The organism is Paractinoplanes globisporus DSM 43857 (assembly GCF_000379645.1).
Classification (GTDB): Bacteria; Actinomycetota; Actinomycetes; order Mycobacteriales; family Micromonosporaceae; genus Actinoplanes; species Actinoplanes globisporus.
The window spans coordinates 241,763-265,944 of the sequence record NZ_KB903306.1 but is presented as its reverse complement, the minus strand read 5'-3'; the positions used below and the strand labels follow the sequence as shown (position 1 = coordinate 265,944).

Annotated in this window: 27 protein-coding genes; 10 read left to right on the top strand and 17 right to left on the bottom strand. The window is 70.1% G+C overall.

All coding sequences use genetic code 11. From position 1 onward, the window contains the following. Window positions 1–29: 29 nt before the first annotated feature. From A3CQ_RS63700 to A3CQ_RS63695, 13 genes are all read right to left on the bottom strand, one after another. On the bottom strand, window positions 30–1,031 hold the full coding sequence (locus A3CQ_RS63700) for a transglycosylase SLT domain-containing protein (protein WP_040432697.1): 1,002 nt from the start codon (window positions 1,029–1,031) through the stop codon (window positions 30–32). 5 nt (window positions 1,032–1,036) lie between these two features. Continuing rightward, window positions 1,037–1,489 (bottom strand): flagellar FliJ family protein, encoded by a 453-nt coding sequence (locus tag A3CQ_RS0121565; RefSeq protein ID WP_020513028.1) that lies wholly within the window; start codon window positions 1,487–1,489, stop codon window positions 1,037–1,039. A 108-nt stretch (window positions 1,490–1,597) separates the two neighbouring features. Continuing rightward, a complete protein-coding gene (locus A3CQ_RS0121560; protein ID WP_026205996.1) occupies window positions 1,598–2,905 on the bottom strand; it encodes a FliI/YscN family ATPase in 1,308 nt (435 codons plus the stop codon). Between the two features lie 20 nt (window positions 2,906–2,925). Then, on the bottom strand, window positions 2,926–3,606 hold the full coding sequence (locus A3CQ_RS0121555) for a FliH/SctL family protein (protein ID WP_245577294.1): 681 nt from the start codon (window positions 3,604–3,606) through the stop codon (window positions 2,926–2,928). Continuing rightward, entirely contained in the window at window positions 3,590–4,615 is a 1,026-nt protein-coding gene (gene fliG / locus A3CQ_RS0121550) for a flagellar motor switch protein FliG (RefSeq protein ID WP_020513025.1), read from the bottom strand. The genes A3CQ_RS0121555 and fliG overlap by 17 nt, the downstream gene beginning before the upstream one ends. 90 nt (window positions 4,616–4,705) lie before the next feature. Continuing rightward, window positions 4,706–6,322 carry a flagellar basal-body MS-ring/collar protein FliF gene (gene fliF, locus A3CQ_RS0121545; RefSeq protein WP_020513024.1) on the bottom strand — a complete coding sequence of 539 codons (1,617 nt, stop codon included), beginning with the start codon at window positions 6,320–6,322 and terminating at the stop codon, window positions 4,706–4,708. 1 nt (window position 6,323) lies between these two features. Beyond that, complete coding sequence (fliE, locus tag A3CQ_RS0121540) at window positions 6,324–6,650, bottom strand: flagellar hook-basal body complex protein FliE (protein WP_020513023.1); 327 nt, start codon at window positions 6,648–6,650, stop codon at window positions 6,324–6,326. Window positions 6,651–6,661: 11 nt separating this feature from the next. Next, window positions 6,662–7,054 (bottom strand): flagellar basal body rod protein FlgC, encoded by a 393-nt coding sequence (locus A3CQ_RS0121535; protein WP_020513022.1) that lies wholly within the window; start codon window positions 7,052–7,054, stop codon window positions 6,662–6,664. A 3-nt stretch (window positions 7,055–7,057) separates the two neighbouring features. Next, the gene (locus A3CQ_RS0121530) at window positions 7,058–7,405 is read right to left on the bottom strand and encodes a flagellar basal body rod protein FlgB (protein ID WP_020513021.1); all 348 of its coding nucleotides are present in this window, start codon (window positions 7,403–7,405) and stop codon (window positions 7,058–7,060) included. Between the two features lie 170 nt (window positions 7,406–7,575). After that, window positions 7,576–7,896 (bottom strand): hypothetical protein, encoded by a 321-nt coding sequence (locus tag A3CQ_RS0121525; RefSeq protein WP_020513020.1) that lies wholly within the window; start codon window positions 7,894–7,896, stop codon window positions 7,576–7,578. A gap of 4 nt (window positions 7,897–7,900) precedes the next feature. Beyond that, complete coding sequence (fliS, locus tag A3CQ_RS0121520; protein WP_026205995.1) at window positions 7,901–8,281, bottom strand: flagellar export chaperone FliS; 381 nt, start codon at window positions 8,279–8,281, stop codon at window positions 7,901–7,903. 10 nt (window positions 8,282–8,291) lie between these two features. Then, window positions 8,292–9,704: a flagellar filament capping protein FliD gene (gene fliD, locus A3CQ_RS0121515; RefSeq protein ID WP_020513018.1), complete on the bottom strand. Its 1,413-nt coding sequence runs from the start codon at window positions 9,702–9,704 to the stop codon at window positions 8,292–8,294. A 116-nt stretch (window positions 9,705–9,820) separates the two neighbouring features. Next, window positions 9,821–11,158 carry a flagellin N-terminal helical domain-containing protein gene (locus tag A3CQ_RS63695; RefSeq protein WP_020513017.1) on the bottom strand — a complete coding sequence of 446 codons (1,338 nt, stop codon included), beginning with the start codon at window positions 11,156–11,158 and terminating at the stop codon, window positions 9,821–9,823. Between the two features lie 253 nt (window positions 11,159–11,411). Between A3CQ_RS63695 and A3CQ_RS0121505 the strand changes: the two genes are divergently transcribed. From A3CQ_RS0121505 to A3CQ_RS0121475, 7 genes are all read left to right on the top strand, one after another. Continuing rightward, window positions 11,412–11,897 carry a flagellar protein FlgN gene (locus A3CQ_RS0121505; protein ID WP_020513016.1) on the top strand — a complete coding sequence of 162 codons (486 nt, stop codon included), beginning with the start codon at window positions 11,412–11,414 and terminating at the stop codon, window positions 11,895–11,897. Continuing rightward, the gene (gene flgK, locus A3CQ_RS0121500) at window positions 11,897–13,300 is read left to right on the top strand and encodes a flagellar hook-associated protein FlgK (RefSeq protein ID WP_020513015.1); all 1,404 of its coding nucleotides are present in this window, start codon (window positions 11,897–11,899) and stop codon (window positions 13,298–13,300) included. Before A3CQ_RS0121505 ends, flgK begins: the two co-directional genes overlap by 1 nt. 42 nt (window positions 13,301–13,342) lie before the next feature. Then, window positions 13,343–14,254 carry a flagellin N-terminal helical domain-containing protein gene (locus A3CQ_RS0121495; protein ID WP_020513014.1) on the top strand — a complete coding sequence of 304 codons (912 nt, stop codon included), beginning with the start codon at window positions 13,343–13,345 and terminating at the stop codon, window positions 14,252–14,254. A gap of 2 nt (window positions 14,255–14,256) precedes the next feature. Continuing rightward, window positions 14,257–14,694 carry a flagellar assembly protein FliW gene (fliW, locus tag A3CQ_RS0121490; RefSeq protein ID WP_051115304.1) on the top strand — a complete coding sequence of 146 codons (438 nt, stop codon included), beginning with the start codon at window positions 14,257–14,259 and terminating at the stop codon, window positions 14,692–14,694. Window positions 14,695–14,761: 67 nt separating this feature from the next. Next, the gene (csrA, locus tag A3CQ_RS0121485) at window positions 14,762–14,998 is read left to right on the top strand and encodes a carbon storage regulator CsrA (RefSeq protein WP_020513012.1); all 237 of its coding nucleotides are present in this window, start codon (window positions 14,762–14,764) and stop codon (window positions 14,996–14,998) included. 136 nt (window positions 14,999–15,134) lie between these two features. After that, complete coding sequence (locus tag A3CQ_RS0121480) at window positions 15,135–15,860, top strand: hypothetical protein (RefSeq protein ID WP_020513011.1); 726 nt, start codon at window positions 15,135–15,137, stop codon at window positions 15,858–15,860. Window positions 15,861–15,941: 81 nt separating this feature from the next. Continuing rightward, the gene (locus A3CQ_RS0121475; protein ID WP_157296129.1) at window positions 15,942–16,811 is read left to right on the top strand and encodes an SRPBCC family protein; all 870 of its coding nucleotides are present in this window, start codon (window positions 15,942–15,944) and stop codon (window positions 16,809–16,811) included. A gap of 13 nt (window positions 16,812–16,824) precedes the next feature. Here A3CQ_RS0121475 and A3CQ_RS0121470 read toward each other — a convergent pair whose 3' ends face one another. Together A3CQ_RS0121470 and A3CQ_RS0121465 are read right to left on the bottom strand one after the other, a co-directional pair. After that, the gene (locus A3CQ_RS0121470; protein WP_245577293.1) at window positions 16,825–18,591 is read right to left on the bottom strand and encodes a sensor histidine kinase; all 1,767 of its coding nucleotides are present in this window, start codon (window positions 18,589–18,591) and stop codon (window positions 16,825–16,827) included. 55 nt (window positions 18,592–18,646) lie between these two features. After that, window positions 18,647–18,859 carry a DUF7455 domain-containing protein gene (locus A3CQ_RS0121465; RefSeq protein WP_020513008.1) on the bottom strand — a complete coding sequence of 71 codons (213 nt, stop codon included), beginning with the start codon at window positions 18,857–18,859 and terminating at the stop codon, window positions 18,647–18,649. A gap of 248 nt (window positions 18,860–19,107) precedes the next feature. On the opposite strand from A3CQ_RS0121465, the gene A3CQ_RS0121460 reads away from it, so the two are divergent. From A3CQ_RS0121460 to A3CQ_RS0121450, 3 genes are all read left to right on the top strand, one after another. Continuing rightward, window positions 19,108–20,295: a S8 family peptidase gene (locus tag A3CQ_RS0121460; RefSeq protein ID WP_020513007.1), complete on the top strand. Its 1,188-nt coding sequence runs from the start codon at window positions 19,108–19,110 to the stop codon at window positions 20,293–20,295. Window positions 20,296–20,371: 76 nt separating this feature from the next. After that, window positions 20,372–20,776 (top strand): response regulator, encoded by a 405-nt coding sequence (locus A3CQ_RS0121455; protein ID WP_020513006.1) that lies wholly within the window; start codon window positions 20,372–20,374, stop codon window positions 20,774–20,776. A gap of 171 nt (window positions 20,777–20,947) precedes the next feature. Beyond that, window positions 20,948–22,534 carry a CBM96 family carbohydrate-binding protein gene (locus tag A3CQ_RS0121450; RefSeq protein WP_020513005.1) on the top strand — a complete coding sequence of 529 codons (1,587 nt, stop codon included), beginning with the start codon at window positions 20,948–20,950 and terminating at the stop codon, window positions 22,532–22,534. A 10-nt stretch (window positions 22,535–22,544) separates the two neighbouring features. On the opposite strand, the gene A3CQ_RS53600 is transcribed toward A3CQ_RS0121450, so the two are convergent. Then, window positions 22,545–23,348 (bottom strand): hypothetical protein, encoded by an 804-nt coding sequence (locus tag A3CQ_RS53600; protein WP_020513004.1) that lies wholly within the window; start codon window positions 23,346–23,348, stop codon window positions 22,545–22,547. A gap of 7 nt (window positions 23,349–23,355) precedes the next feature. Then, entirely contained in the window at window positions 23,356–24,108 is a 753-nt protein-coding gene (locus A3CQ_RS0121440; protein ID WP_020513003.1) for an SDR family NAD(P)-dependent oxidoreductase, read from the bottom strand. Window positions 24,109–24,182 lie beyond the last annotated feature (74 nt).

Sequence of the window (24,182 nt, the reverse complement as noted above, 5' to 3'; positions counted from 1 at the left end):
GTTCTCCTGGTCAGTCGTGGGATCGGAGGTCAGCCGCCGAGCGCGGCGAGGGCGTTCTGGACCTTCGGCACGTAGGCCTGGGTCTCGGCATAGGGCGGGATGCCGCCGTACTTCTTCACGGCGCCGCCGCCCGCGTTGTAGGCGGCCAGCGCCAGCGGCAGCGACTTGAACTCGTGCAGGTTGTGGGCGAGCAGCTTGGCCCCGCCGAGGATCGCCTGCTCGGGGTCGAAGGCGTCGTCGACACCGAGGCCCTTGGCGGTCGACGGCATGAGCTGCATCAGGCCGCGGGCGCCGACCTTGCTGACCGCCTGCGGGTTGTAGCCGGACTCGACCTTGGCAACCGCGGCGAGCAGCTTCGGCGAGACGCCGTACTTCGTGCCGGCCTGGACGAACAGGTCCGCGTACGGGACGCCGTCGAGCCCGCCGGTGCCACGCAGCGCGGCCGGCCGGAGCGCGGCCATGTTCTGCGCCGCGACCGCCGCCGCGTCGGTCACTACGCGGCGGATGTGGGTCGGCTCCTCGTACACCTTCTGGATCTTGACGTGGTCCCCGGTCTTGGGCGCCGCGATCATCTGGTTGTCGCCGAGGTAGATGCCGACGTGGTGCACCGGCGAGCCGAAGGCGAGGATGTCGCCCGGTTTCGCCTCGGCGAGGCTCGCCACCGGCTGACCGGCCTTGGCCTGCTCCCACGAGTTGCGCGGCAGCTGGATGCCCAGGTCGGCGTAGGTGCGCTGCACCAGGGCCGAGCAGTCCAGGCCCTTGTTCGCGTCGGTGCTGCCGAAGACGTACGGAAGGCCGAGGTACTTCTTGGCCGACGTCACGACGTCGTCACCGGAGACGCTGCCGCCCGCGTCGAGCGACGGCCCGCCACCGGTGGCGTCGGAGAGCAGCGCGGCGAACGTGGGGTCGGTGGTCGTCCCCGGCCGGGTGGTGACGGTGCCGCTGACGACGTTGGTGTCCGGGTCGACCGGGTTGGTGGTGAGCTGGCCCTGCAGTTCCTGGATCCGGGAGAGCACCCCGGAAACGCCCATCAGCGTCACGCCGTGCTCCCCTCGACGAGGTTGCGAGCCCGGTTCCGGGCCTTCGAGGTCACCGCCAGCTCGTCCAGCGCGGCCTGTTCGACCCGCAGGTCGTGGGCGCGGATGATCTCGGCGTGGCGCTCGGCCATCATCTCGACGGCGCGCCGGCGCTTGGCCGCGTCGGCGAGGATGGCCTGCCGCTCCCGCTCGACCTGCTCGGCGTCGTGCACCATGCGCTGGGCGCTGAACAGGCCGGCGGCCAGCGACTGGCGGGCGACGAGCGAGGCAACCATCGCGCGGGCGGTGCCCTCGGTCGGCGCCTCGGCGCCGACCAGGTCAAGGTGACGGCGCTTCACCAGGGCCTGAGCCTCGCGGATCTCGGCGCGGGTCTGGGTCACGGCACCACGGGCGGCGTCCTCCTGCGCCTTGCGGGCGCGGAGCACGGGGCCGAGTCGGAACAGGCGGTTCAAGGTTTTCTGCCTCCTAGCGCGGGCGGGCTGGGCCATCCCTCACATGACCGGTTCGGCCCGGTGCCCGCAGCGCTGAGGCCTGCACCCGACTAGCAACAGACCTCGGGCTCAGGTCGCCGTGACGATGGCGTGCAGGGCGGCCCAGGAGGCTTCGGGGGTTGTCTGCTCGTCGAGGTCCTGGCGCAGGAAGGCGGTGATGTGCGCCCAGAGGGCGTTGGCCCGGTCGGCCTCCGGGTTCGTGCCGGGGACGTACGCGCCGATCTCGACCAGCTCGCGCACCTCCCGGTGGGCCGCCAGCAGACGGCGCAGCTCGGTCGCGTCGGCGCGCTGCTGGGGCGTGGTGATCCGGTTGGCCACCCGGGAGATCGAGTCGAGGGCCTGGACGGCCGGGAAGTGGCCCGCGGTCGCCATCTTCCGGTCCAGCACGATGTGCCCGTCGAGGATCGAGCGGGCCGCGTCGGCGATCGGCTCGTTGTGGTCGTCGCCCTCGACCAGCACCGTGTAGAGGCCGGTGATGCTGCCCCGCGCGCCCGGCCCGGCCCGCTCCAGCAGCGACGCGAGCATGGCGAAGACCGACGGAGGGTATCCCCGGGTGGCCGGCGGCTCGCCGACCGACAGACCGACCTCGCGCTGCGCCATCGCCGCTCGCGTCACGCTGTCCATCAGCAGCAACACGTCGGCGCCCTCGTCCCGGTAGTACTCGGCGATCCGGGTCGCCACCGCGCCGGCCCGCAGCCGCACCAGCGGCGCCGCGTCCGAGGTCGCGATGACCAGGACCGAGCGGGCCAGGCCCTCCGGCCCGAGGTCGTGCTCGATGAACTCGCGCACCTCGCGGCCGCGCTCGCCGACGAGGGCGACCACGTTCACCTCGGCCGAGGTGCCCCGGGTGATCATGCTGAGCAGGCTGGACTTGCCGACGCCGGAGCCCGCGAAGATCCCCATCCGCTGCCCTCGGCCGCACGGCACGAGCGTGTCGAGCACGCGTACGCCCAGGGGCATGGGCGCGTCGACCAGCTGGCGCTCCATCGCCGAGGGTGGCGCCGCGGTGATGCTGACCTGCTCCCCGCGCAGCGGCGGCCCGCCGTCCATCGGGCGGCCGAGGCCGTCCAGGATCCGGCCGATCAGGTCGGGGCCGACGGGTACCCGCAGCGGCCCGCCGGTGCTGGTCACCGGGGTGCCGGTACCGATGCCGGCCAGCGGGCCGAGCGGCAGGCAGGAGAGTTTCTCGCCGTCGAGCGCGGCCACCTCGGCGAGCACCGCGTCCGGGCCGTCGCCCATCCGCAGCAGGTCGCCGACCCGGGCCTCGAGCCCGCTCACGGTCACCCGCAGACCCACCGCGCCGGTCACCTTGCCGCGGGCGAGCGGCCGGGCCGCCTTCACCGCCGCGCTCATCCGATGACGGAACAGATCGGTCATGATCAAGCCTCCCAACGGGGTCAGACCCGCAGCGCCTCCCGGGCGCGGGCCACCGCGGACGCGATGGTGGCGTCCACGGATGCCATGCCGGTATCGGCCGTGGCGTCGCCCGGCCGCAGCGTGGCGTCCGGCCGCAGGCTCACGTGGCGTCCCTCGTAGTCGAAGTCGTCCGTCCCGTCCGTGCCGACCAGCGTCTGGTAGTCCTCGGGGGAGAGGCTGACCACGAGCGGGCCGGAGTCCGGCGCCGCGGCCATGGCCCGGCGCAGGGCGTCGGCGGTCCGCCGCTGCGGGTCGTCCAGGGATCGCCCGACGATCGCCTCGGCCAGCTCGAAGGCGTTCGCGAGCAGCACCTCCTGCAGCTCGGCGAAGGTCGGCATGAGCTGGTTCTCGAGCTCGGTGACGGCCCGGCCGAGCGCGTTGACCGCCTGGGCCAGGGCGGCCGCGCGACGCTGGTCGTACGCCTGCTCGGCGATCCGGGCCCGGTCCGCGGACTCCGCGGCGGCCACCGCCGCCTCGCGTTGACCCTGCGCCCAGCCCTCGGCGTACCCGGTGGTGCGGGCCTGCTCCTTGGCCCGCTCGATGCCCTCGGCGCTGTCGGCCGGGGCCGGATGGCGCAGGTCCTTGCCGAACTTGGCCGCGGCCGCGCCCTCCGCGACGGCGCCGCGGATCACCGGGTTGCGTGGGTCAGGCGATGAGCTCATCGGCCTCGCCGCCGCGCTGGACCTCGATCTGGCCGGAGTCCTCGAGCGAGCGGATGACCGAGACGATCTTCGCCTGGGCCTCCTCGACCATCTTGACCTTGACCGGGCCGAGGAGGTCGATCTCCTCGAGCAGGTTCTCCCGGCCGCGCTCGGACAGGTTCTTGGTGACCTTGTCGCGGACGGTCTCGGGCACGCCCTTGAGGGCGGTGGCCAGGTCGGCCGGCTCGACCTGCCGCAGCACCAGCTGCACGGCGCGGTCGTCGAGGTTGATGATGTCCTCGAACATGAACATCCGGCGCCGGATCTCCTCGGCCAGCTCGGGGCTGCGGGCGTCCAGGGCCTCCAGGATGAGCCGCTCGGTGGTGCGGTCGGCGCGGTTGATGATCTCGACGAGGGGTTGCAGGCCGCCGACCGTGGAGAGCTCGTCGGGCTGCAGCACGGTGGAGAGCTTGCGCTGCAGCGCCGCCTCGACCTGGCGGATGATCTCCGGCGAGGTGCGGTCCATCACCGCGATCCGGTGCGCGACCTCGGTCTGCACCTCCAGCGAGAGCCCGGCCAGGATCGACGAGGCGAGCGCCGCGGGGATGTGCGCGAGGACCAGCGCGATGGTCTGCGGGTGCTCGTACTGCACGTACGAGAGCAGCTGCCGGGGGTCGGCGTGGCTGAGGAAGTTGAACGGTATGTCGTTCATCGAGGCTTCGAGGCGGTCCAGGATCAGCGCCGCGCGCTCCTTGCCCAGGGACGCCTCGAGCAGCTCGCGGGCGTAGTCCATGCCGCCGGACCCGGCGTACCGGGTGGTCGCCATGGCGTAGAACTCATCCAGCACGTCGTCGACGACTATCGGGTCGAGCTTGCCCAGCCGAGCGATCTCGGCCGAGATCATCTCGACCTCTTTCTCCGACATGCTCGCCAGGACCTGCGCGGAATGCTCCTTGCCGAACTGCACCAGCATGATTGCCGCTTTGCGCACGCCCGTCATCGACAGCGTGGTGAGTTGCGGTGTCGTCAACGCGTGCTCCCTCAGCCCGGCCTAAATCCATCTTAAAACGCAGATCGCAGCAAAACGGGCGGCCGGCGAAAGCCGGCCGCCCGTCCGGGCTCAGTGCGCCGCGTCGGCGGCGAGCCAGCCGCGCAGCAGCGTTGCCATCTCCTCGGGCTGGTCCTTGACCATCTGCTCGATCTCCCGCACGCGCTCCTCGCGGGCCTCCCCGTCCGAGTACGTCTCGGGCGCGGCCTCGAGCATCTGGGCCGGGATCGCCTCGTTCAGCTCGATCAGGCGTTGCTGCTCGAGCGCGGCCTGCATGTCCTCGAGGTGCCTGCGCTCCTCCGCGGTCAGCGACTTGCGCTTCTTCGACCGGCGGCTGGCCCGCCAGGCGAGGAAGAGCAGCGCCAGGACCACGGCGCCGAGCGCGCCGGTCTTGATCAGCGACACCTGCTTGGCCGACTGGTCGGCCGCCGCGGCCGCGTTCAGGGCCTTCTGGGCGGCCTGGGCCGCGCTGGTGTCGAACGGCATCGCGCTGACCGCGATCGTGTCGCCGCGGGTGGCGTCGACGCCGGCCGCCGCGCTGACCAGCTGCTGCACCTGGGCCGGGTCGATGGTGCCGGCCGTGGTGCTGTCCAGCAGGACCGCGACGTTCATCTTCTTGATGCTGCCGGGCGCGCTCTTGCGGACCTCGTTGGTCTCGTTGATGGCGTTGTTCTTGACGGACTGGCTGTTCTCGTACTGGCCGGTGCCGGTGGTGCCGGTGTTGCAGCCCGGGCCCGAGATGTTGTCCGGGCCGAGGACGCCGCCGGCACAGTTGCCGGCCCCGTTGTACGCCTCGCGGCTGTTGCTCTCGGAGAGCGCCGGCAGCGACGGGTCGGAGTTGTAGGTCTTGCTGGTCGTCTGGGTCTGGTCGAAGTCCAGCTCGGCGGTGGTGGTGACCACCGCGTGCCCCGGGCCGACCACGCTGTCGAGCATGTTCTGCAGCGACTGGTTCATCCGGTTCTGGAACGCGATCGTCTGCGCCTCGTTGCCGTTGTCCCCGCCCGTGCCGATGGCCTCGCCGCCGCCGGTGGACAGGATCTTGCCGTCCGCGCCGGCCACGGTGATCTCGGTCGGGTCGAGGCCCTCGACGCTGGAGGCGACCAGGTGCACGATGGCCTGCACCTGCTGGCTGCTCAGCGGCTGGGTGGTCTTCGAGGCGACCAGGACCGAGGCGGTGGGCTTGTCCTGGTCGTCCGCGAAGACGTCCTTCTGCGGGATGACGAGGTGCACGGTGGCCGCCTCGACGCCGTCGATCGACTTGATGGTGTTGGAGAGCTCGCCTTCCAGGGCCCGCTGGTAGTTCGTGTGCTGCATGAAGTCGCTGGTGGTGATGCCCTGCTGGTCGAGCAGCGCGTAGCCGGTGCCGGCGTCGCCGGGCAGGCCCTCGCCGCTCAGCGACAGTCGCAGGCTGTTCACCTGGTCCTGCGGGACCAGGATGGTCTGCCCGTCGTTGGCCAGCTCGTACTTGGTGCCGCCCTTTTGCAGCGACTCGACGATCGCGCTGGCGTCCTTGGTCGACAGGTTGTTGAACAGGATCGAGTACGTCGGCTTCGACGCCCACGTGGCGAAGAAGTAGGCGCCCACGATGAGGGCGATCACCGCCGCGATGGTGACGGCCTTCTGGCCCGGCGTGAAGGACCGGAAGGTGTCCGTGATGCGGCGAACCGGAGCGGGAAGGCGGTCCGTCATGTCAGGCCTGCATCCTCATGATCTCCTGGAAGGCTTCGACGGCCTTGTTCCGGATGGCGAGCGTGAGCTGAAGTCCGAGGGAGGCCTCGGTCGCGGCCATGGTGTACTGCGCCGGGTCCTGCAGCGTCCCGTCGGCGACCTGAACCGCGAGGTTGTCCGCGTTGGTCTGCGAGTCCTGCACGGACTGCAGGCCCTTCGAGAGCATGCTCGTGAAGTCCTCGTTCGGACCCTGGGCGGCGGTCGTTCCGGCGCTCGCGGCGAGCCCGTCGATGCCCTGCACGGGGTCGAGACCGCCGACCGCGGAAAGCGCGCTGATGGGAGAGGTCATCTACGTCGTCCTCACTTTCCGAGGTTGATCGCGGCGGTGTACGAGTCCTTGGCCCGGTCGACGACCGCCAGGTTCGCCTGGTAGGCGCGCTGGGCCATCATCATCTGGGCCATCTGGCCGCCGAGGTCGATGTCCGGGCGCCGGACGTAGCCCTTGGCGTCGGCCAGCGGGTTCTCCGGGTCGTACGTGAGAATGCCTTGCGCGCTGCCGAAGGCGACGCCGCCGACCTCGGCGCCGTTGCCGTCCTGCGCCTCCTGGGCGACGACGTACCGGGCCTGGAAGGCCTTCTCCGAGGTGCGGCTGACGTTGTCGATGTTGGCGATGTTGTCCGACACCGCGTCGAGCCACTTGCGGTAGACGGTGACGCCGGTGCCGGCGACCCCGATCGCGTTGAACGTGCTCATCTATCAGGCCCCCTTGATGGCGTCGCGCAGCATGCCGTACTTGCTGTCCATGGCCCGCAGGGTCAGCTGGTAGCGCATCGTGGTGTCGATGTGCGACAGCGTCTCCTCGTCGAGGTTGACGTTGCTGCCGTTGAGCCGCGTGGGTTCCAGCGAGGTCTGCGTGCTCGGGGTGATCCCGGCCGGCGACTCGCCCCGGGCGACCGCACCGTGCAGGGCCTGCTCGAATTCCACCTTACGGGCCCGATAGCCGGGGGTTTCGATGTTCGCGATGTTGTTGGCGATGGCGCTCTGCCGGGCGGCGAGACCCGCGGCGGCGACGCGAAGGGAGGACGACGAGAGATCGTCGAACACAGCAGCTCCTTGGATGAGTCAAGGGGCGCCGATCCGTGGCTTTTCCTCTGAGCAATCCGTGCTCGTACCATGCAGTTCGGCCTGACCTGCGATCCGCTGAGCGTGTAACGGTTGCCGCGAGGTTGCACACGAAAACGTCCCGGAGCCCCCAGGGGGACTCCGGGACGCGGTCACATCGCGCAGTCGACGTAGACGGGGCGCTTGATCGCCTCGCCCGTCTCGATCCGCGAGGTCATCGCCATCTGCTGCCGGTTGGCGGTGAGCCGCCGGGCGATCTCCTCGGCGGCCCGCAGCTGGCGGGTGAGGATCTCGTCGGCCCGCGGCTTGAGCTCCAGCGGCAGCGCGCCGAGCTCGGTGGGCGGGCGCCACAGGCTGGCCGGCGGCGTCTCGGCGTGCCGGTGCTCGTCGGCCAGCATGATCTCGACCTGCGACACGTCGAGCTCGAGATCGTCCAGGGCGGCGGTCCAGGCGCCGCGCCAGTCGTCGGCCATCGGCTCAGCCGGCGACCGCCGCGGCGGCCGCCTCTCGCCAGGCGTCGCGCAGCGGCTCGACCAGAGTCCGGCACGCGGCCACCCGATCGGTGTCGCGGGCGATGTTCGCCCCGATGAGCTCGGTGAGCAGGTAGCCGTAGAGGTTGGCCAGCGCAGGAGCGCCGGACCAGGCCTCCACGTCGAGGCTGGTGCGCAGCTCGAGGACGATCTCCTGGGCGTGGGTGAGCCGCTCGTGCGACTGCTCCCGGTCGTTCGCTTGCAGCGCCTCCTCGGCCTTCATGAGGTCGAGCACGAGCCGGTCGTACAGCATGAGCAGGAGCTTGCCGGGCGAGGCCGTGTTGATCGAGTCCTGCAGGTAGCGGTCACGCAACTGCGGAGAAGTCATCGGTTTCCAATCAGGAGAGGCCGGCGAGCTGGCCGGAGAGCCAGCTGGACTGGTCCTTGAGCTTGCCGAGCGCCACCTCGAGGTCGGAGTACTGCTTCTGCAGCGCCTCCCGCTTCGCGGCGAGCCGGACGTCCCAGTTGCTGATCTGGTCGTTGAGGCTGCTGATCTCGTTGTTCCGGCCGGTGATCACCGAGGTGAGGTTGGTCGACATCGTGCCGCCCATCTTCTCGATGGTGTCGCCGAACCGGATGCCGGCCTCCTGGGCGCGGGCGGGGTCCTCGGAGTACGTGTTCAGGAACGCGGCCCGGTCGAAGCTCAGCTGCCCGGTCGAGTCGAGCTGGATGCCCAGCTCCTTGAGCGTGTTGATCTTCCCCGAGATGTCCGTGCCGGCCTTCTTCTCGGCGCTCCAGTCGACGCCGAGGCTGACCGAGCCGAGGATCTGCTGCGACATGTTGCGCACGGCGAAGTCGCCGGTCAGCGGCGAGCCGGTCTTGGTGGCGGCGTCGTACTTGGTCTGCGTGCCGATCTCGGTGAGCGCGGCGTTGGCCGCGTCCACCATCGCCTGGAACTTGTCGGCGATCGCGCCGGTGTCGTTGGAGACGTCGACGGTGACGTTGTTCTCCTTCTGCGACACGGTCAGGGTCACGCCGGCCATCAGGTTGGTGAACGTGTTGGTGCTGCTGTTGACGGTGTACGTGCTGCCACCGCCGCCGTTGACCGTGAGCTGCGCGTCGGACGCGTACGTGGTCAGTGGCACCTCGCCGCCCGAGCCCGCGCCGTCCAGGCCGTCGATCTGGAAGCCGTTGGACGCGCCGGACTTGGCGCTGGTCATCTGCAGGACGCCGGCGGTGTCGCCGGTCTTCATCACGTACGCCGTGACGCCCGCGTTGGCCGCGTTGAGGGCCTTGGCGATCCCGGCCGCCGACTTGTCCGCGTGGATGTCGACCGACACCGGCTGGCCCGATCCGGCGGTGAAGACCCCGTCCGCGTCGTACGACCCGGTGGTGACCGTGATCGTGTCGGGGACGTTCAGCTGAACCGGGTCGTCCAGCTTGCCGTCCGCGTCCTTGGCGTAGAACGTCGTCACCGGCAGCGTGGTGACCTGCTTCGAGGCCAGCGACGTCACGTTGAAGGAGAGGCTGCCGGTAGCGGCGTTGATGTTGGTCGACGTGGTCGCGCTGACGCTGGTGGAGCTCGAGGTCGCCTTGATGGCGCGCCACGAGGAGAGCTGGCTGAGGGCGTCGCCGGCGCTCTTGAACGTGGAGATCTTCGAGTTGACCGACTGATATGAGGTCACGGCGGTCTGCGCCGTGGACACCTTGGTCTTGAGCCGGTCCTGCGGAGCGGCCTCGACCGTCATGAGCTGCTGGATCAGGGACGAGGTGCTGAGGCCGCTGACGAGTCCGTCAACAGAGCTGGTCACAGTGGCCTGCCTTTCAAGCGGAAAAAGAAGCGGGGGCAGCCGGCGCCGTCTGCCAGCTACCCCCACCTATTCGGCTGTGAGCGTTGAGTATTCAGTTCGCGAGGGTGGTAACTCGGTTAGCGGAGCAGCGAGAGCACGTTCTGCGCGGACTGGTTCGCCTGCGACAGCATCGACGTGCCGGCCTGGGTCAGGATCTGCGCCCGGGTGTAGGACACCATCTCCTGGGCCATGTCGGTGTCGCGGATGCGCGACTCCGACGCGGACAGGTTCTCGACCGCCACGTTCAGGTTGTTGATCGTGTGGTCGAACCGGTTCTGGTACGCACCGAGCGAGGCACGCGAGTCGGAGACCGACTGGAGCGCCTTGTCGAGAACCGTGATCGCGGTGTCCGGGTCGCTGGTCAGGTCCAGGGCAGCGGTGCCCAGGTTCTGCGAGTCCACGGCGCCGATCTGGATGTTGATCTTCTGGTTGGCGTTCGCGCCGACCTGGAACGCGCCCTTGTTGCCACCGGTGGTGTCGAGCGCCGTGGTCAGGTCGATGCCGAGACCGCCGGTGTTGACCGTCGCTCCGGCCGCGACCGCGGGCGCGCCGCTCAGGATGCCGTCGGCGGTGTCGTCGACGGTGAAGTCACCGGCGCCGCTCATGCTGTACGTGGTCGCGTTGTTGGCGTCGACCTTGACCGACATGGTGATCTCGTTGCCCTGGAAGCCGCGCGCCTTCAGCGCGTCGGAGAGGGCGCTGTTGACCGCCTTCGCGACGTCCTGCGGCGTCGCGTCCGAGGCGAGCGCCGGAATCTCGACGGCGATCGGCGTGCTCGTGAGGTCGGTCGTGCCGGTGTCGTTCGGCGCCTTGCTGAGGCCGGCGACCTGGGTGAGGCTGAAGCCCCAGACGGGGGTGATGCCGTCCGCGGCGGTACGGGTCGGCGCCACGATCTTTCCGGTCGGGTCGAGCGACGCCAGCTTGCCCGAGTCGGTGGTGATGGAGTTGGTCGCCGCATCGGTGAAGTGGGTCTTCACCGTGGCACCGAAGGTCCCGTCGAGCAGCTTCTGCTTGCCGAAGGCGGTGGTGCTGCCGATCCGGTCAAGCTCCGCGTTGAGCTGCGACATCTCCTTGTTGGCGGCAGCGGCCGCGTCCGCGTCGGTGGCGCCGGAGTTGGATGCCTGCACGGCGAGGTCGCGCATGCGCTGCAGGATCGAGGTGACCTCGTTGAGCGAACCCTCGGCGGTCTGCGCGACGCTGACGCCGTCCTGGGTGTTGCGCACGGCGACCTTGAGACCGCCGATCTGCGAGCGCAGGCCCTCGGAGATCGAGAGGCCGGCCGCGTCGTCGGCCGCACGGTTGATGCGGAAACCACTGGACAGCTTCTCCAGCGACTTCGACATCTGGCTGTCGGTGATCGACAGGTTCCGGTAGGCGTTCTGCGCGGCGATGTTCTGGTTGATGCGGAGACCCATGTGAATTTCCTCCTTGAGGGGTCAGTCCGGCCCATCCGTGAGCCGTGGCGTTACGCCGGGTCCGATCGGCGTGCCGCCGCCGGTCATGAGCAGTCTCCGAGATTTCTTCGCCCTTTTCCGGCGAACCGGAAGAAAGCCCTTGATGGTCCGATCGGGGGAAATTCCTCAGCGGAGCGGCGGACGTGCCGACCTGTCCGAATGAGCGGGCATGTCGAGGGGGCACGCCCGACCAGAAGCGAGACGGAGGACCAGGGTGAGTCTGACCGACCTGGCCAGCGTCCTGTGGCGATCACGTGAGCTGCTGGAGATGCTGCTGTTCAAGCTTGAGGAGGAGCAGTTGCTCCTCGCGTCCAACCGCTCCCGCTGGCTCAGTCACGCCACCCGCGAGGTGGAGGTGGTGCTCGACCAGATTCGGCAGACCGAGGTCATCCGGGCCGCCTACGCACAGGACGTCGCCGTCGAGCTCGGGCTCAATCCGGAGGCCTCGCTGGGCGAGCTGGCCGACGCGGCGCCCCCGCCCTGGGCGGACCTTCTTCACCAGCACCGTAAGGCTTTTCTGATGCTGACGTCCGAGATCGCGGCGCTCGCCGACGTCAACCGGGACCTGCTCACGGCCGGCCAGCGCGCAGCGCGCGAAACCATGCTCGCGTTCGCCGAAACTGTGGAAACGTACGGACCGCAGGGCCAGACCGTTTCCGGCGGCGTGCGCCGCTCCAGCCTGGTGGATGAGGCGATCTGATGGCGAGCACATTCGGCGGTATCAACACGGCGCTGACCTCTCTCTACGCGCAGCGCCGCGGCCTGGACGTCACCGGGCAGAACATCGCCAACGCGAACACCGAGGGCTACACCCGGCAGCGGGTACGGATGCAGGCGCAGACCGGCAGTCTGAACCCCGGCGTGTACGCCACGACCGAGCAGGTCGGCACCGGCGTCACGGTCGCCGCCGTGGAGCGTGGCCGCAACGTCTACCTCGAGGAGCGCGGGCGCACCGAGCACGCGAACTCGGCGTACCTGTCCAGCCAGAAGGCCTCGTACGACCAGATCGAGAGCGTGCTGGCCGAGCCGAGCGACACCGCGCTGCAGGCCCGTCTGCACGACATGTGGGACGCCTGGAACGACGTGGCGAACAACTGGCAGGACCCCTCGACCCGGACGGCGCTGATCGAGCGCAGCAACACGGTGGCGGTCACCCTCAACGACGCCCACGGCTCGCTGTCCAACCAGTTCCAGTCGCAGAACAACGAGATGGACGCGTACGTCGATCAGGTCAACGCGCTGGGCAGCTCGATCGCCCAGATGAACCACGAGATCGTCATCGCGCAGCAGGCCGGCCTCCCGGCCAACGAGCTCCAGGACCAGCGCGACAGCAAGATCATGGAGCTGTCCGAGCTGGCCGGGGCGAGCGCGCAGGCCACGCCGAACGGCGCGGTAAACGTCTACATCGGCAGCACGGCGCTGGTCGAGGGCTTCAACTCGCGGTCGATGACCCTCACCGGCCCCACCACGCTCGACGGCATCACCAGCACCGATCAGGTCGAGCTGCAGTGGGACGACACCAAGACGAACGCCACCCCCGGCGGCACGATGGGCGCCATGCTCGACACGATGAACACCATCATCCCGGGCATCGTGTCCGACCTGGACGGCGTGGCCGAGGCGATCGCCACCACGGTCAACCTGGCCCAGGCCGGCGGCTTCACGAAGGACGGCGTACCGGGCGGCGACTTCTTCACCGGCACCACGGCCGCCACGATCAAGGTGGCCGTGACCAAGCCGGAGGACGTCGCGTTCTCCAAGGGCGATCCGACCGACCCGACCACACCGGCCCTCGATCACCTCGTCGCCGACAAGCTCGCCGACATCGGCAACTCGACGACCGGCCCGGACGCGACCTATCAGGCGATGATCGGCCGGCTCGGCGTCTCGGCCCAGGCGACCTCCCGCCGCAGTGAGATCCAGGATTCGGTACGCGACCAGGTGGACACCTCCCGGGACGCCGAGTCGGGGGTCAACCTCGACGAGGAGATGACCAACCTCCTGACCTACCAGCGCGGTTACGAGGCGGCCTCGCGCGTGCTCACCACGATCGACGCGATGCTCGATCAGCTGATCAACCGCACCGGCCTGGTGGGCCGGTAACCAGGTCCGGTAACAGGGGCCGGCAACAGGGGGCAGTGAACCATGACGATTCCCAGCAGGGTCACCGAGACCAGCATGTCGACCCGGGCGCTGAGCGACCTGCAGCGCTCCCTCCAGCGTGGACAGAAGATCCAGACTCAGATCTCCAGCGGCAAGCTGCTGAGCCGGCCGTCCGACTCTCCGACCGGCACGGTCACGTCGCTGCAGCTGCGCGGCGAGGTGCGGTCCACGCAGCAGTACGGGCGCAACGCCGAGGACGGCCTCGGCTGGCTCGGGACCATTCAGGACACTCTCGGCGACGCGTCGACGTCGATCATTCGCGTCCGCGATCTGACCCTGCAGGCGCTGAACTCGGGCAACAACGACCAGTCCCGCGATGCGCTGGCCGTCGAGATCGACAACATCCGGGAGACGCTGCTCGGCCAGGCCAACGCCAAGTACATGGACCGGCCGGTCTTCGGCGGCACGACGCCGGGCGGGGTGGCGTACGAACAGGACACGACCACCGGCGAGTACACGTACGTCGGCAACGACAACCCGACGACCCGGACGGTCGGGCCGAACGCCAAGGTGCGCATCGAGTCCACCGGCCCGGAGGCGTTCGGCACACCCGGTAGCAGCACTGAGCTGTTCTCCGTTCTCAAGAGCATTTCGGACGCCATCCGCAGCGACGATTCGACCGCTCTCAACACAGGTCTGGAAAATCTCGATAGCGCCCACGATTTACTAAAATCCGCCCTTTCGGATGTAGGCGCCCGATATAATCGGGTTGAACAGATGAAGCAGTCCGCAGATGACCATCTGTTATCCGTGTCGTCGCAGCTGTCCGACATCGAGGATGTCGACCTGCCCAAGGCGATCATGGAACTGCAGATCCAGCAGACCTCGTACCAGGCCGCCCTGGCCGCCACGGCCAAGGTGATCCAGCCCTCGCTCATCGATTTCCTGAGGTGACCATGAGTACTCGCACCGCGTCCCGACCGATTGAGGCCACGATGATCGACCCGTCGCTGGGCCTGCCGACCATCTCGATGGCGGTACCCATGCCCGGGTTCCCGGCACACCGGGAGTTCGTCCTGGTGCGGCTCAACGACGACGGACTGCTCTACGCCTTCACGTCCATTCAGGACCCGGAACTGCGCTTCCTCGTGGCCCCGCCGGAGCCGTTCTTCCCGGACTACGCGCCGGAGATCGAGAACGAGGTGTTCGCGGCCCTGAACACGAAGGACCCCGACCGCCTGCTGCTGATGACGGTCATCACGGCCGGCGTCGACGAGACCACGGCCAACCTGCTGGCGCCGATCGTTCTCGACCGTGACAGCATGCGCGCCATGCAGGTCGTGCTCAGCGGCTCCGGGTACCCGGTCCGCGCGATCATGCACCGGGCCTACTGACGTCCGGTTGCCGGCGCGGTCGCCGGATTGATGCTGTCCGTCCACGGATGGAGGAGGGCACCGGACGATGCTTGTGCTGACCCGCCGGGCAGGGGAGAGCGTGATGATCGGCAACGACGTGATCATCACGGTTCTCGAGGCGCGTGGGGATGTCATCCGGCTCGGCATCCAGGCGCCGCGTGACGTGCAGGTCCATCGCGAGGAAGTGTTCCGGGAACTGCAGGCGGCCAACCGCGAGGCGGCCTCGCCCACCGAGGACGCGGTCCGGGCGGTCACGGAGATGCTGCAGACGCCGGAGGAGTGAGGGACCACCCCGCCCCTCCGGCTCAGCGGCCGCTTAAAACCGGACTGCACCGGCCAAGGACCGCGTCGTCAACGCAACACCCGCACTCTGAGTCAGGACGGGAGGAGCCCGTCGTCTTGAGTCCGGGGAGTTATCAGTGGGCGCAGAGCGGGAATCCGTGATCGAGGCGCTGGACCTCACGATCGACGCGCATGTGCACACCGGCTTCGCGGCCGGCCGGGACAGCGTCGGCGTCGTGGTCTCGGCCGCCGACCAGGCCGGGCTCACCGCGCTCACCTTCGCCGACCAGGTCGGCCCGGAAACCACCTGGCTCTCGGCCTACGCGGACGCCGTGCGCCGCGCCCGCCAGCGTACCGAGATGACCCTGCGGGTCGCCGCCGAGGTCGAGGTCGTGCAGCCGGACGGCTGGCTGGCCTGGCCGACCGATCTCGGACACCTCGAGGCCGTCTCGGTCGCGGTCTCCCGGCTGCCGCTCAACCATGGCCTGTACGCCCCGCGCGAGGTGCGCGCGATGCTGACCACCGGCGAGCTCACCCCGGAGCAGGTCGCCGAGGGCCTGGTCACCGCCACGGTGCAGGGCCTCCAGCGCGCCTCCCGGTACGCGCCCACCCAGCTCGCCCGCCCGCTGAGCCTGCTCGCCCAGGTCGGTCTGGACGACGCCGTGATCACCCCGGATCTCGCCGCCGCGTTCGCCTCCGCCTGCCGCGAGACCGGCACGCTCGTCGAGATCAGCGAGGCTTGGCGGTGCCCGTCGGCCCGGCTGGTGGCGCTGTTGCGCGCGGCGCACGTGACGCTGGTGCCCGCGAGTGACGCCCGGTACGCCGCCGAGGTCGGCCACTGGCAGTACGTCCGCCGCGTATGACCGAAAACAGACACGATCAGTAACCGTCTCCGTACGCTCGATCATGCCGAGTCGAAACCTGCAAGGCATGGGAGAGATGCGATGAGTATGGTTCAGCAGGCCATCGAGGTGAGTGCACCGCTGCACACGGTGTACGAGCAACTCGCCGCGTTCGAGAACTACCCGCGGTTCATGAGCGGGGTCCGCGAGGTCACCGCGATCGGCGCCGACCAGACGCACTGGATCATGGATGTCGACGGCAAGCGCCGCGAGTTCGACGCGCAGATCACCGAGCGCTCACTCGACGAGCGAGTCTCCTGGTCGACGATGGAGGGTCCGCTGCTCGCCGAGACGATCACGCTGCGCCCGCTGGGCGAGACGAAGACGCAGATCGTCGCCCAGCTCGAGGCGGACATCGCTTTCCTCATGCCGAGCGACCGGCACGGACAGGCATCGCTGACCAGGCGGCTCAAGGAAGACCTGACCACCTTCAAGGGCCTGGTCGAGAGCGGGGTGCTGGGCGGGCGGCCCAAGGCGGTCGGCACCCGGCCGTCGCCCAAGCGCCCGACGCCCGGCGCGAGCACGAAGCGGCTGTCGGCCGTGCCGAACACGACCGCCGCGAACCCGGCCGCGGTGGCGGCCCGGATCCGCAACCGCAACCCGCACCCGGGCGCCGGTTGGGGCACCAGCGCGGCCGAGCAGAGCAACGCCAGCCGCGTGAACCTCCCGCGGCACGATCTGGACCCCGGCAAGATGGGCACGAACGTCGACATCACCTCGGCGCCGGGCATCACCGGCGAGCACGATCTCGACGACGTGCTGGCCCCCGGCCGCCGGATCGCCCGGTCCGGCCCGATCACGGGCGCCGCGGCCGGCGGCAGTGCGCCGATGGGCGGCCGCACCAACCAGAAGGACACCTGGGGCGACGGCATGATCAACGAAGAGGACCGAGGCTCGGCCCACGACATGTGAGGCCCACGAGGCTCTAGATCGGCGCCGCCTCGAGAGTGACGATCAGGCGCGCACCCCGCGGCTCGGCCCGCTCGTAGCGGACCGAGCCGCCGTTCGCCTCCATGAGGTGCCGCACGATGAACAGCCCGAGCCCGGCCCCGCGCACGAATCGGCCGAACAGGCTCGGCACCAGCTCCTCCGGTACGCCCGGGCCACTGTCCTGCACGACGATCTCGACGAGGTCGCCCCGCCGCCGGGCGGCCAGCCGCACCGGCGGGTCGCCGTAGGTGAGCGCGTTCTTCAGCAGGTTCTGCAGCACGACGGTCAGGTGCCCGCGGTCGGCGAGCACGGCCAGCTCCTCGGCGACGTCGATCTCGACACCGTCGAAGCCGGTGGCGGCGGAGGAGGCGGCCACCTCGAGCAGCGGCACCGGCGCCCGCCGGGCGGTGACCGAGCCGGTGTCCAGGCGGAACAGCAGCTGCAGGTCGTTCATCATCTTGATCAGCCGCTGCGTGTTCTGGTCGATCTTCGTGGTCAGCTCGAGCCGGATGTCGTCGGGCAGGTCGGCCCAGTCGGCCCGGAGCAGCTCGGCGAGGCTCGCGATCGAGCTGAGCGGCTGCGCGACGTCGTGGGTGAGCATCGAGGTCAGATCGTTCTTGAAGGCCAGCGCCGCCTCGAGCCGCGCGTTGGCCTCCCGCAGCTCGGCGTTCTGCTCGCCGAGCGACTCCTCGGCCCGCTTGCGGTCGGCGATGTCGACGTAGGTCGCCACGTACGCCCGCGGCGCGCCCTCGGCGTCCGGGATCGTCGCCACCGTGGCCAGCACCGGCACCATTGTGCCGTCGACCCGGGGCATCAGGTAGTCGCCGCCGCCGGCCGGCGGCAGCGGCGGCGGGTCCAGGCGGATCGGCTCATCCGGCCCGTGCCCGGTCAGCTCCCGCCAGCGCCGGTTCACGTCGATCACCCGGTGGTTGGCGTCGAGCACCATCACCGCCTCGCTCATCGACTGCAGCAGCGTGGCCGCGAACTCCTGCCGGTCGTTCAACTCGCCGACCAGCCGCCGCTGCCGCCGGTCGGCGGTGTCCAGCGTGCGTACCAGATAGCCGACGAGGCCGAGCAGGGCGAGCGCCGCGAGGATCGCCCCGGTGCTGATCGCGGCGGCCGGGCGTCCGATGCCGGTACGCGCGGCGAGGGCGCTGACCAGGGCGGCGACGGCGGGCACGGCGATCAGCGCGGGCAGCGTCCGGCGCACGGTGGTGCCGGGCCCGGCGGTGGTCTCGGCGGTGCGCAGCGGACCGGTCTCGGGCCGGGCCAGGATGGTGCCGAGCGCGAGGGCGAGCAGCCCGCCCGCCGCGGCCGGCGACATCACCCCGCCCGGGCCGCGACCGGGCGGAAAGGTCGGATCGAACATCCTCGGCACGAGCGCGACCAGCGCGATGATGGCGGCCCCGGCGACCAGCGGGTCGGCGACCCGGAAACGCGAGCGGGCGACCCGGAGGTCCAGACCGGCCAGGCCGAGACCGGCGAGCACGGTGGCGGCCGCGGCGGCCGGGTGCGAGGCGAGAGACAGGGCACCGGCGCCCGCCGCGATCAGGGCGAACGCGAGAGCCGCCGTACGCGTGCCCTTGGAAGCCGGCAGCGTCTGCAGCAGCAGGGCGAGGCCGGCCGGAAACAGAGCGGCCGCCGGCCTGGAGGCCGGCGGCACGCGAACCGCGGCGAGGGCGCCGATCACGGCGACCGCGACACCGGCGCACCCGGCGGTCAGCCGGGAGAGCCGTCCTAGATCATGAGCCGCGATTTGCACACAATCCCCTCGGATACGAGGAAATGAGCATAACGCGGCTTATTTCGTCAAGTGGTTACTTGCCCGCCCACTCGAAGCCCTCCTCGAGCACGATCCGCCCGGCCACCCGGACGATGTCCTCGCGGTGACGGTTCGCGTGGTGCCCGCAGAAGGCGAGCTCGCCGCCGCTGGCCAGGCTGACGACCAGCTTCGCGGCCGCGCTGCACCGGTCACAGCGATCGGTCAGCTCGTCAGCGGTGGTGATCTCGGGCGACAGCAGGCTGGTCATATCGCTCTCCTTGCTCGGTGGCGGTGTGCAGCGGTACAGCGGGTAGATCGGCCCCCCTACGCACAGCCTTAGCTCTTTGCCTCCGGTCTTCCCGGCCGTCCGCCCTGGGCGGAAGCCCTTGCACCCCAGCTCTCACCCGGAGGATCCCGCTCCCGCAGGGCGCTCTCCCCACCATTTCCCTCAGCCGTCTTCGGCATGCCTGTCTCCCCCGGTGAAGCGGGCCGAAGCCAACCGAGAGGAACCTCAGCTTGCGCACCCACACCGGCCGTCTCGCCAGTCGCCTCGCACTGCTCACCGCCGCCGCCACCAGCACGCTCTGCGGCATCGCCGGCACCGCGATGGCACATCAGCCCGTGGCACGCACCGGCGTCATCCTCGACGCCGGCTCCGCCGACGCCATCGCGAACAGCTACATCGTCGTGCTCCGGCCCGGCGAGTCCGGCGTCGGCCTTCTTCAGCGGTACGGGGGTCAGCTCGTCGACACCTACACGAGCGTCCACGGTTTCCACGCGACCATGACTGCCCAGCAGGCCGCGCACCTCGCCGCCGACTCGTCCGTCAAGTACGTCGAGCAGGACGCCACGGTCGCCGCCGCCGACGACCCGGCTCCGTGGGGCCTGGACCGGATCGACCAGCGCGCCCTGCCGCTGTCGAAGTCCTACACCGCTCCCTCGGCGGCGGGCGTCACCGCGTACGTGATCGACAGCGGAATCCGGATCACGCACCGGGAGTTCGGCGGGCGCGCCACCAGCGGCTGGGACTTCGTCGACAACGACGCGAACGCGGACGACTGCAAGGGCCACGGCACGCACGTGGCCGGCACGATCGGCGGCGCGACCTACGGCGTGGTCCGCGGCATCAAGCTGGTCTCGGTGCGGGTGCTGGACTGCAAGGGCAGCGGCGCGTACTCGGACATCATCGCCGGAATCGACTGGGTCACCGCGCACGCGGCCAAACCGGCTGTCGCCAACATGAGCCTCGGCGGCACGGTCAGCAAGGCGCTCGACGACGCGGTCGAACGCTCGATCGCCAAGGGCATCACATACGCCGTGGCGGCCGGCAACGACCACCGCGACGCCTGCAAGCAGTCGCCGGCACACGCCCCGGATGCGATCACGGTGGGCGCCACCGACCAGAACGACGCCCGCGCGACGTTCTCGAACTTCGGGTCCTGTGTCGACATCTTCGCGCCCGGCGTCCGGATCCAGTCGGCCGCCAGCGACTCCAACACGGGCTCGAAGCTGATGAGCGGCACGTCGATGGCGAGCCCGCACGTGGCCGGCGCCGCGGCGCTGGTGCTCGCCGCCCACCCTTCCTGGACGCCGGCCCAGGTCCGCGACGACCTGGTCGGCCACGCGGACGCCGACCTGATCCGTGGTCCCGGCAAGAACTCGCCCAACAAGCTGCTGTTCACCGGCTACCTGTCCCGCTCGTAGATGTCGCAAAGACCGGTTGGCGCAACCAGGTGCCGATAGCGTGAAACGGGAACTCGACGCGTACTCAGGAGGACCCATGTCGCAGGCGCCCGACGCGGAGAACCGGCCCACCGTCCTCGTCGTCGACGACGAGGAGGACCTGCGCGACATCATGCGCCGCATGCTGGAACGCCGGGGCTTCGAGACCCTGGTCGCGGGCGACTCGCAGCAGGCCGTCGCGGCCTGCCGCGATCATCCCGGCGAGATCGACATCCTGGTCACCGACCTGGGCCTGCCCGGGGTGTCCGGGGGTGAGCTGTCCCGCACGGCCACCGAGCTGCGGCCCGGCATGCGGGTCGTCTACATCTCCGGGCTGCCCAAGGAGATGGCCGTGGCGGACGGCCTCATCGAACAGGACGCGCTGCTGGTCAAGAAACCGTTCAGCACGGAACTGCTGATCGAGGCGCTGCGCTCGGTGCTGGCCGAGCGGGCAACGCCCTGACGAAGAAGGAGTCCCGAGCGCCGCCGTCACCCTGACGGCGGCGCTCTTTTTCGGTCCGCGGTCCACATCGGCCCGCACCTCAGCTGCACCCGGGCATAGACCGACCCGGCACCCGCCCCGCCCGAACGTGGAGGTCGAACGAGCGATTCGACTATTCACGGGGGTAAACACGTGGAGGCCAGAAAGGCAGCGATCGGGGCGGCGGCCATCGGAGCGGCGGTGAGCGCCGGCTTCGTGATCTCCGGAACGGCGGACGCGGCGACCACGCCGGCAATCCGCACTGTCTTCGCCGGTGACGACGCGTACGTCTCGAACGTACGCACCAAGACCAACTTCGGCACGGCCGACAAGCTGGTCGCGGGCGTGGCCGACGGCGAGACCAAGACCTCCTTCGTGAAGTTCACGACCGGGTCGTTCCCGGCCGGGGCGACCGTCACCAACGCCCGGCTGATCCTGCCGTTCGACGGCACGCCGCCGGCCGCGCGGATCACCGCGTACCCGGTGACCGGGGCGTGGAGCGAGGGCGCGATCACCGGCGGGAACCAGCCGGCGGCCGGCGCCGCGGTCGGTTCGGCGATGCCGAAGACCTCGGACACCTCGGTCACGATCGACCTCACCGGCACGGTGACCGGGGCGGGGACGTACTCGTTCGCGCTGCGTTCGGCCTCGACGACGACCGCGACCCGGTTCCTGTCGGCCGAGTCCGGCGACGGCAAGACGGCGGGCCCGCGCCTGGTCGTCAACTACGTCCCGGCCGCGACGACGCCGGTCACGACGACACCGAGCACTCCCGTACCGACGGCCAAACCCGAGAGCTGCGAGACCGGCGCGCTGCTCGTGCCCAGCTGCGGCGTGCTGTGGGGAGCGGCGGCCGGCGGCTTCACCGACACCCCGCACGACACCGCCCTCAAGAGCTGGGAGGCGCTCACCGGCCGCACCTCGACGATCTTCCACGCCTACCACAAGGGCGACGAGAAGTTCCCGACCAAGGCCGAGATCGCGATGACCCGGGACGCCGCGCACCCGCGCGTGCTCCTGCTCAACTGGAAGGTCGCGTACGGGACGACCTGGGCGAATGTCGCGGCCGGCGGCAAGGACGCGCGCATCGACGCGTGGGCCTCGTACGTCAAGGCCAACTACGGCACCCAGAAGTTTTTCCTGGCCCTGCACCACGAGCCGGAGAACGACGTGAACCCGGCTGCCGGCTCGGGGATGACCGCGAAGGACTACGCGGCCATGTACCGGCACGTCATCGGGCGGCTGCGCGCCGACGGTGTGACCAATGTGGTCAACGTCGTCGCGCTGATGGGCAACGAGAAGTGGATGGCGCAGTCCTGGTGGAAGGACCTCTACCCCGGTGACGACGTCGTCGACTGGGTCGGCCTCGACTCCTACGTGAGCGTCGAGAAGGGCTACTACCACTTCGGCGACTTCGGCAGCCTGCTCGACCGGCGGCCCACCGGCGGCGGCCTCGGCTTCTACGACTGGTCGGTCACCAACCACCCGAGCAAGCCGATCATGGTGGCCGAGTGGGGCATGTACCACCGGATCGCGTACCCGACCAGCAAGGCTGCCGCGTTCGGCACGGTGGTGGGCGAGCTCGCGAAGCACCCGAAGGTCAAGGCGATCGTCTACTTCGACACCGCGAAGGACGACACCGGCGACCGGAACATCGCCGTCGACTCGACCGCGGACAGCCTCACCGCGTTCCGCAAGGTCGCGGCGAACCCGATCTTCGACGTCGACATCGACAACTAGAGAGCTTTACTCACCCCCTGAGGTCGGGCCGGTCCACTGCGGAGGACCGGCCCGATCTCGTTCCCGGCCACGGCACAGTCAGCTCGCCGCGCCCCCAGCGGGCCGGCCCGTCCAGCACGGTGTGTCCCTCGTCGCGCAGCCGTCGGCAGGCCGCCAGCCAGCGCTGCCGCGGACCGAACGGCGTCGCCTCGGTCTCCCACGCCCGGCCCACCGCGCGCAACAGGTCGTGAATCGGCTCGCCCTCGACGTTGTGGTGGATCAGCGCCTTGGGCAGCCGCTCGGCGAAGGTGGCCGGATGGTCCAGTGAGGACAGCCGGGCCGAGAGCGTGAGCGTCCGCGGTTCGCCGTCCTCGACCACCGCCCAGGTGGCGATCCGGCCCAGCTCGTCGCAGGTGCCCTCGACCAGCAGGGCGCCGGTCGCGGTCATCTGCCGCCAGGCCGCGGCCACCTCGTCCTCGGCGTACTGCCGCAGCACGTTGAGCGCCCGCACCACGACCGGGCGCAGGCCGGCCAGCTCGAACCCGCCCCGGCGGAAGTCGAGACCCGGGGGCTCCGCGTACGGCCGCGCGGCTTCGACGCGTACGGGATCAATCTCCAGACCCACCACCGCGACGTCCGGTCGGACGGCCGTCGCCAGACGGCCGCGCAATTCCACCGCGGTCACCGGCGTGGCCCCATAGCCCAGGTCGATGACCAGGGGGTCGGTGGCCTCTCGCAGGAGCCCGCCGCACCGGTACGCGATGAAGTTGTCGACGCGGCGGAGCCGGTTGGGATTGGTCGTCCCCCGGGTGATCGCGCCGACCGGCCTGCTCACCTGCTGCCTACTTCTCCCGGTAGACCTTGTGCTGCGCGGCCTGCGCGATCGGGCGCACCACGAGCCGGTCGATGTTGACGTGGTGCGGCCGGGTCGCCGCGAACGCGATGCAGTCGGCGATGTCGTCGGCGACCAGGGGTTCCTTGACGCCGTCGTAGATCGCGTCGGCCCGGCTCCGATCGCCGCCGAAACGCTTGAGCGAGAACTCGTCGGTGCGCACCATGCCCGGGTCGATCTCCACGACCCGCACCGGCTTCCCGACGATCTCCAGCCGCAGGGTCCCCATCAGGGCGTTCTGGGCGTGCTTGGCCGCGGAGTAACCGCCGCCGCCCTCGTAGACCACGAACGCCGCGGTCGAGCCCACCGTCACGATCGTCCCGTTGCCGCTCGCCTCCAGCGCCGGCAGCAGCGCCTGCGTGACGCGCAGCGTGCCGAGCACGTTCACGTCGTACATCCGCTGCCAGTCGTCGACCGAGCCGGTCGCCACCGGGTCGAGGCCGAACGCGCCGCCCGCGTTGTTCACCAGCAGGGTCAGCGGGCCGTCGAGGCCGGCCACGACCGACGCGAGGCCGGCCACCGAGGCGTCGTCGGTCACGTCGCACTCGACCGCGGTCGCCGCCTCGATCTCGTCGACCAGCGTCTGCAGCCGGTCGGCCCGGCGCGCCGCGGCGACCACGTGGAAACCCTCTCGAACCAGGCGCCGAGCCGTGGCCGCACCGATTCCGCTGGACGCACCCGTCACCACCGCGATGTTCACCATGCCCCCATCTTTCCCGATGACTTGAGTCACCCTCACGCGCCTGGATGGTGGTTCGGCGACCATCCGTGGGGAAG

Coding starts and splice junctions, on each gene's coding strand:
- csrA (WP_020513012.1), top strand. CDS start 14,762: ATGCTTGTGCTGACCCGCCGGGCAGGGGAGAGCGTGATGATCGGCAAC.
- A3CQ_RS63700 (WP_040432697.1), bottom strand. CDS start 1,031: ATGGGCGTTTCCGGGGTGCTCTCCCGGATCCAGGAACTGCAGGGCCAG.
- flgK (WP_020513015.1), top strand. CDS start 11,897: ATGGCGAGCACATTCGGCGGTATCAACACGGCGCTGACCTCTCTCTAC.
- A3CQ_RS0121525 (WP_020513020.1), bottom strand. CDS start 7,896: ATGGCCGACGACTGGCGCGGCGCCTGGACCGCCGCCCTGGACGATCTC.
- A3CQ_RS0121455 (WP_020513006.1), top strand. CDS start 20,372: ATGTCGCAGGCGCCCGACGCGGAGAACCGGCCCACCGTCCTCGTCGTC.
- fliS (WP_026205995.1), bottom strand. CDS start 8,281: ATGACTTCTCCGCAGTTGCGTGACCGCTACCTGCAGGACTCGATCAAC.
- fliW (WP_051115304.1), top strand. CDS start 14,257: ATGAGTACTCGCACCGCGTCCCGACCGATTGAGGCCACGATGATCGAC.
- A3CQ_RS0121560 (WP_026205996.1), bottom strand. CDS start 2,905: ATGACCGATCTGTTCCGTCATCGGATGAGCGCGGCGGTGAAGGCGGCC.
- A3CQ_RS0121465 (WP_020513008.1), bottom strand. CDS start 18,859: ATGACCAGCCTGCTGTCGCCCGAGATCACCACCGCTGACGAGCTGACC.
- fliF (WP_020513024.1), bottom strand. CDS start 6,322: ATGACGGACCGCCTTCCCGCTCCGGTTCGCCGCATCACGGACACCTTC.
- A3CQ_RS0121475 (WP_157296129.1), top strand. CDS start 15,942: ATGAGTATGGTTCAGCAGGCCATCGAGGTGAGTGCACCGCTGCACACG.
- A3CQ_RS0121535 (WP_020513022.1), bottom strand. CDS start 7,054: ATGAGCACGTTCAACGCGATCGGGGTCGCCGGCACCGGCGTCACCGTC.
- fliE (WP_020513023.1), bottom strand. CDS start 6,650: ATGACCTCTCCCATCAGCGCGCTTTCCGCGGTCGGCGGTCTCGACCCC.
- A3CQ_RS0121440 (WP_020513003.1), bottom strand. CDS start 24,108: ATGGTGAACATCGCGGTGGTGACGGGTGCGTCCAGCGGAATCGGTGCG.
- A3CQ_RS0121495 (WP_020513014.1), top strand. CDS start 13,343: ATGACGATTCCCAGCAGGGTCACCGAGACCAGCATGTCGACCCGGGCG.
- A3CQ_RS63695 (WP_020513017.1), bottom strand. CDS start 11,158: ATGGGTCTCCGCATCAACCAGAACATCGCCGCGCAGAACGCCTACCGG.
- A3CQ_RS0121555 (WP_245577294.1), bottom strand. CDS start 3,606: ATGAGCTCATCGCCTGACCCACGCAACCCGGTGATCCGCGGCGCCGTC.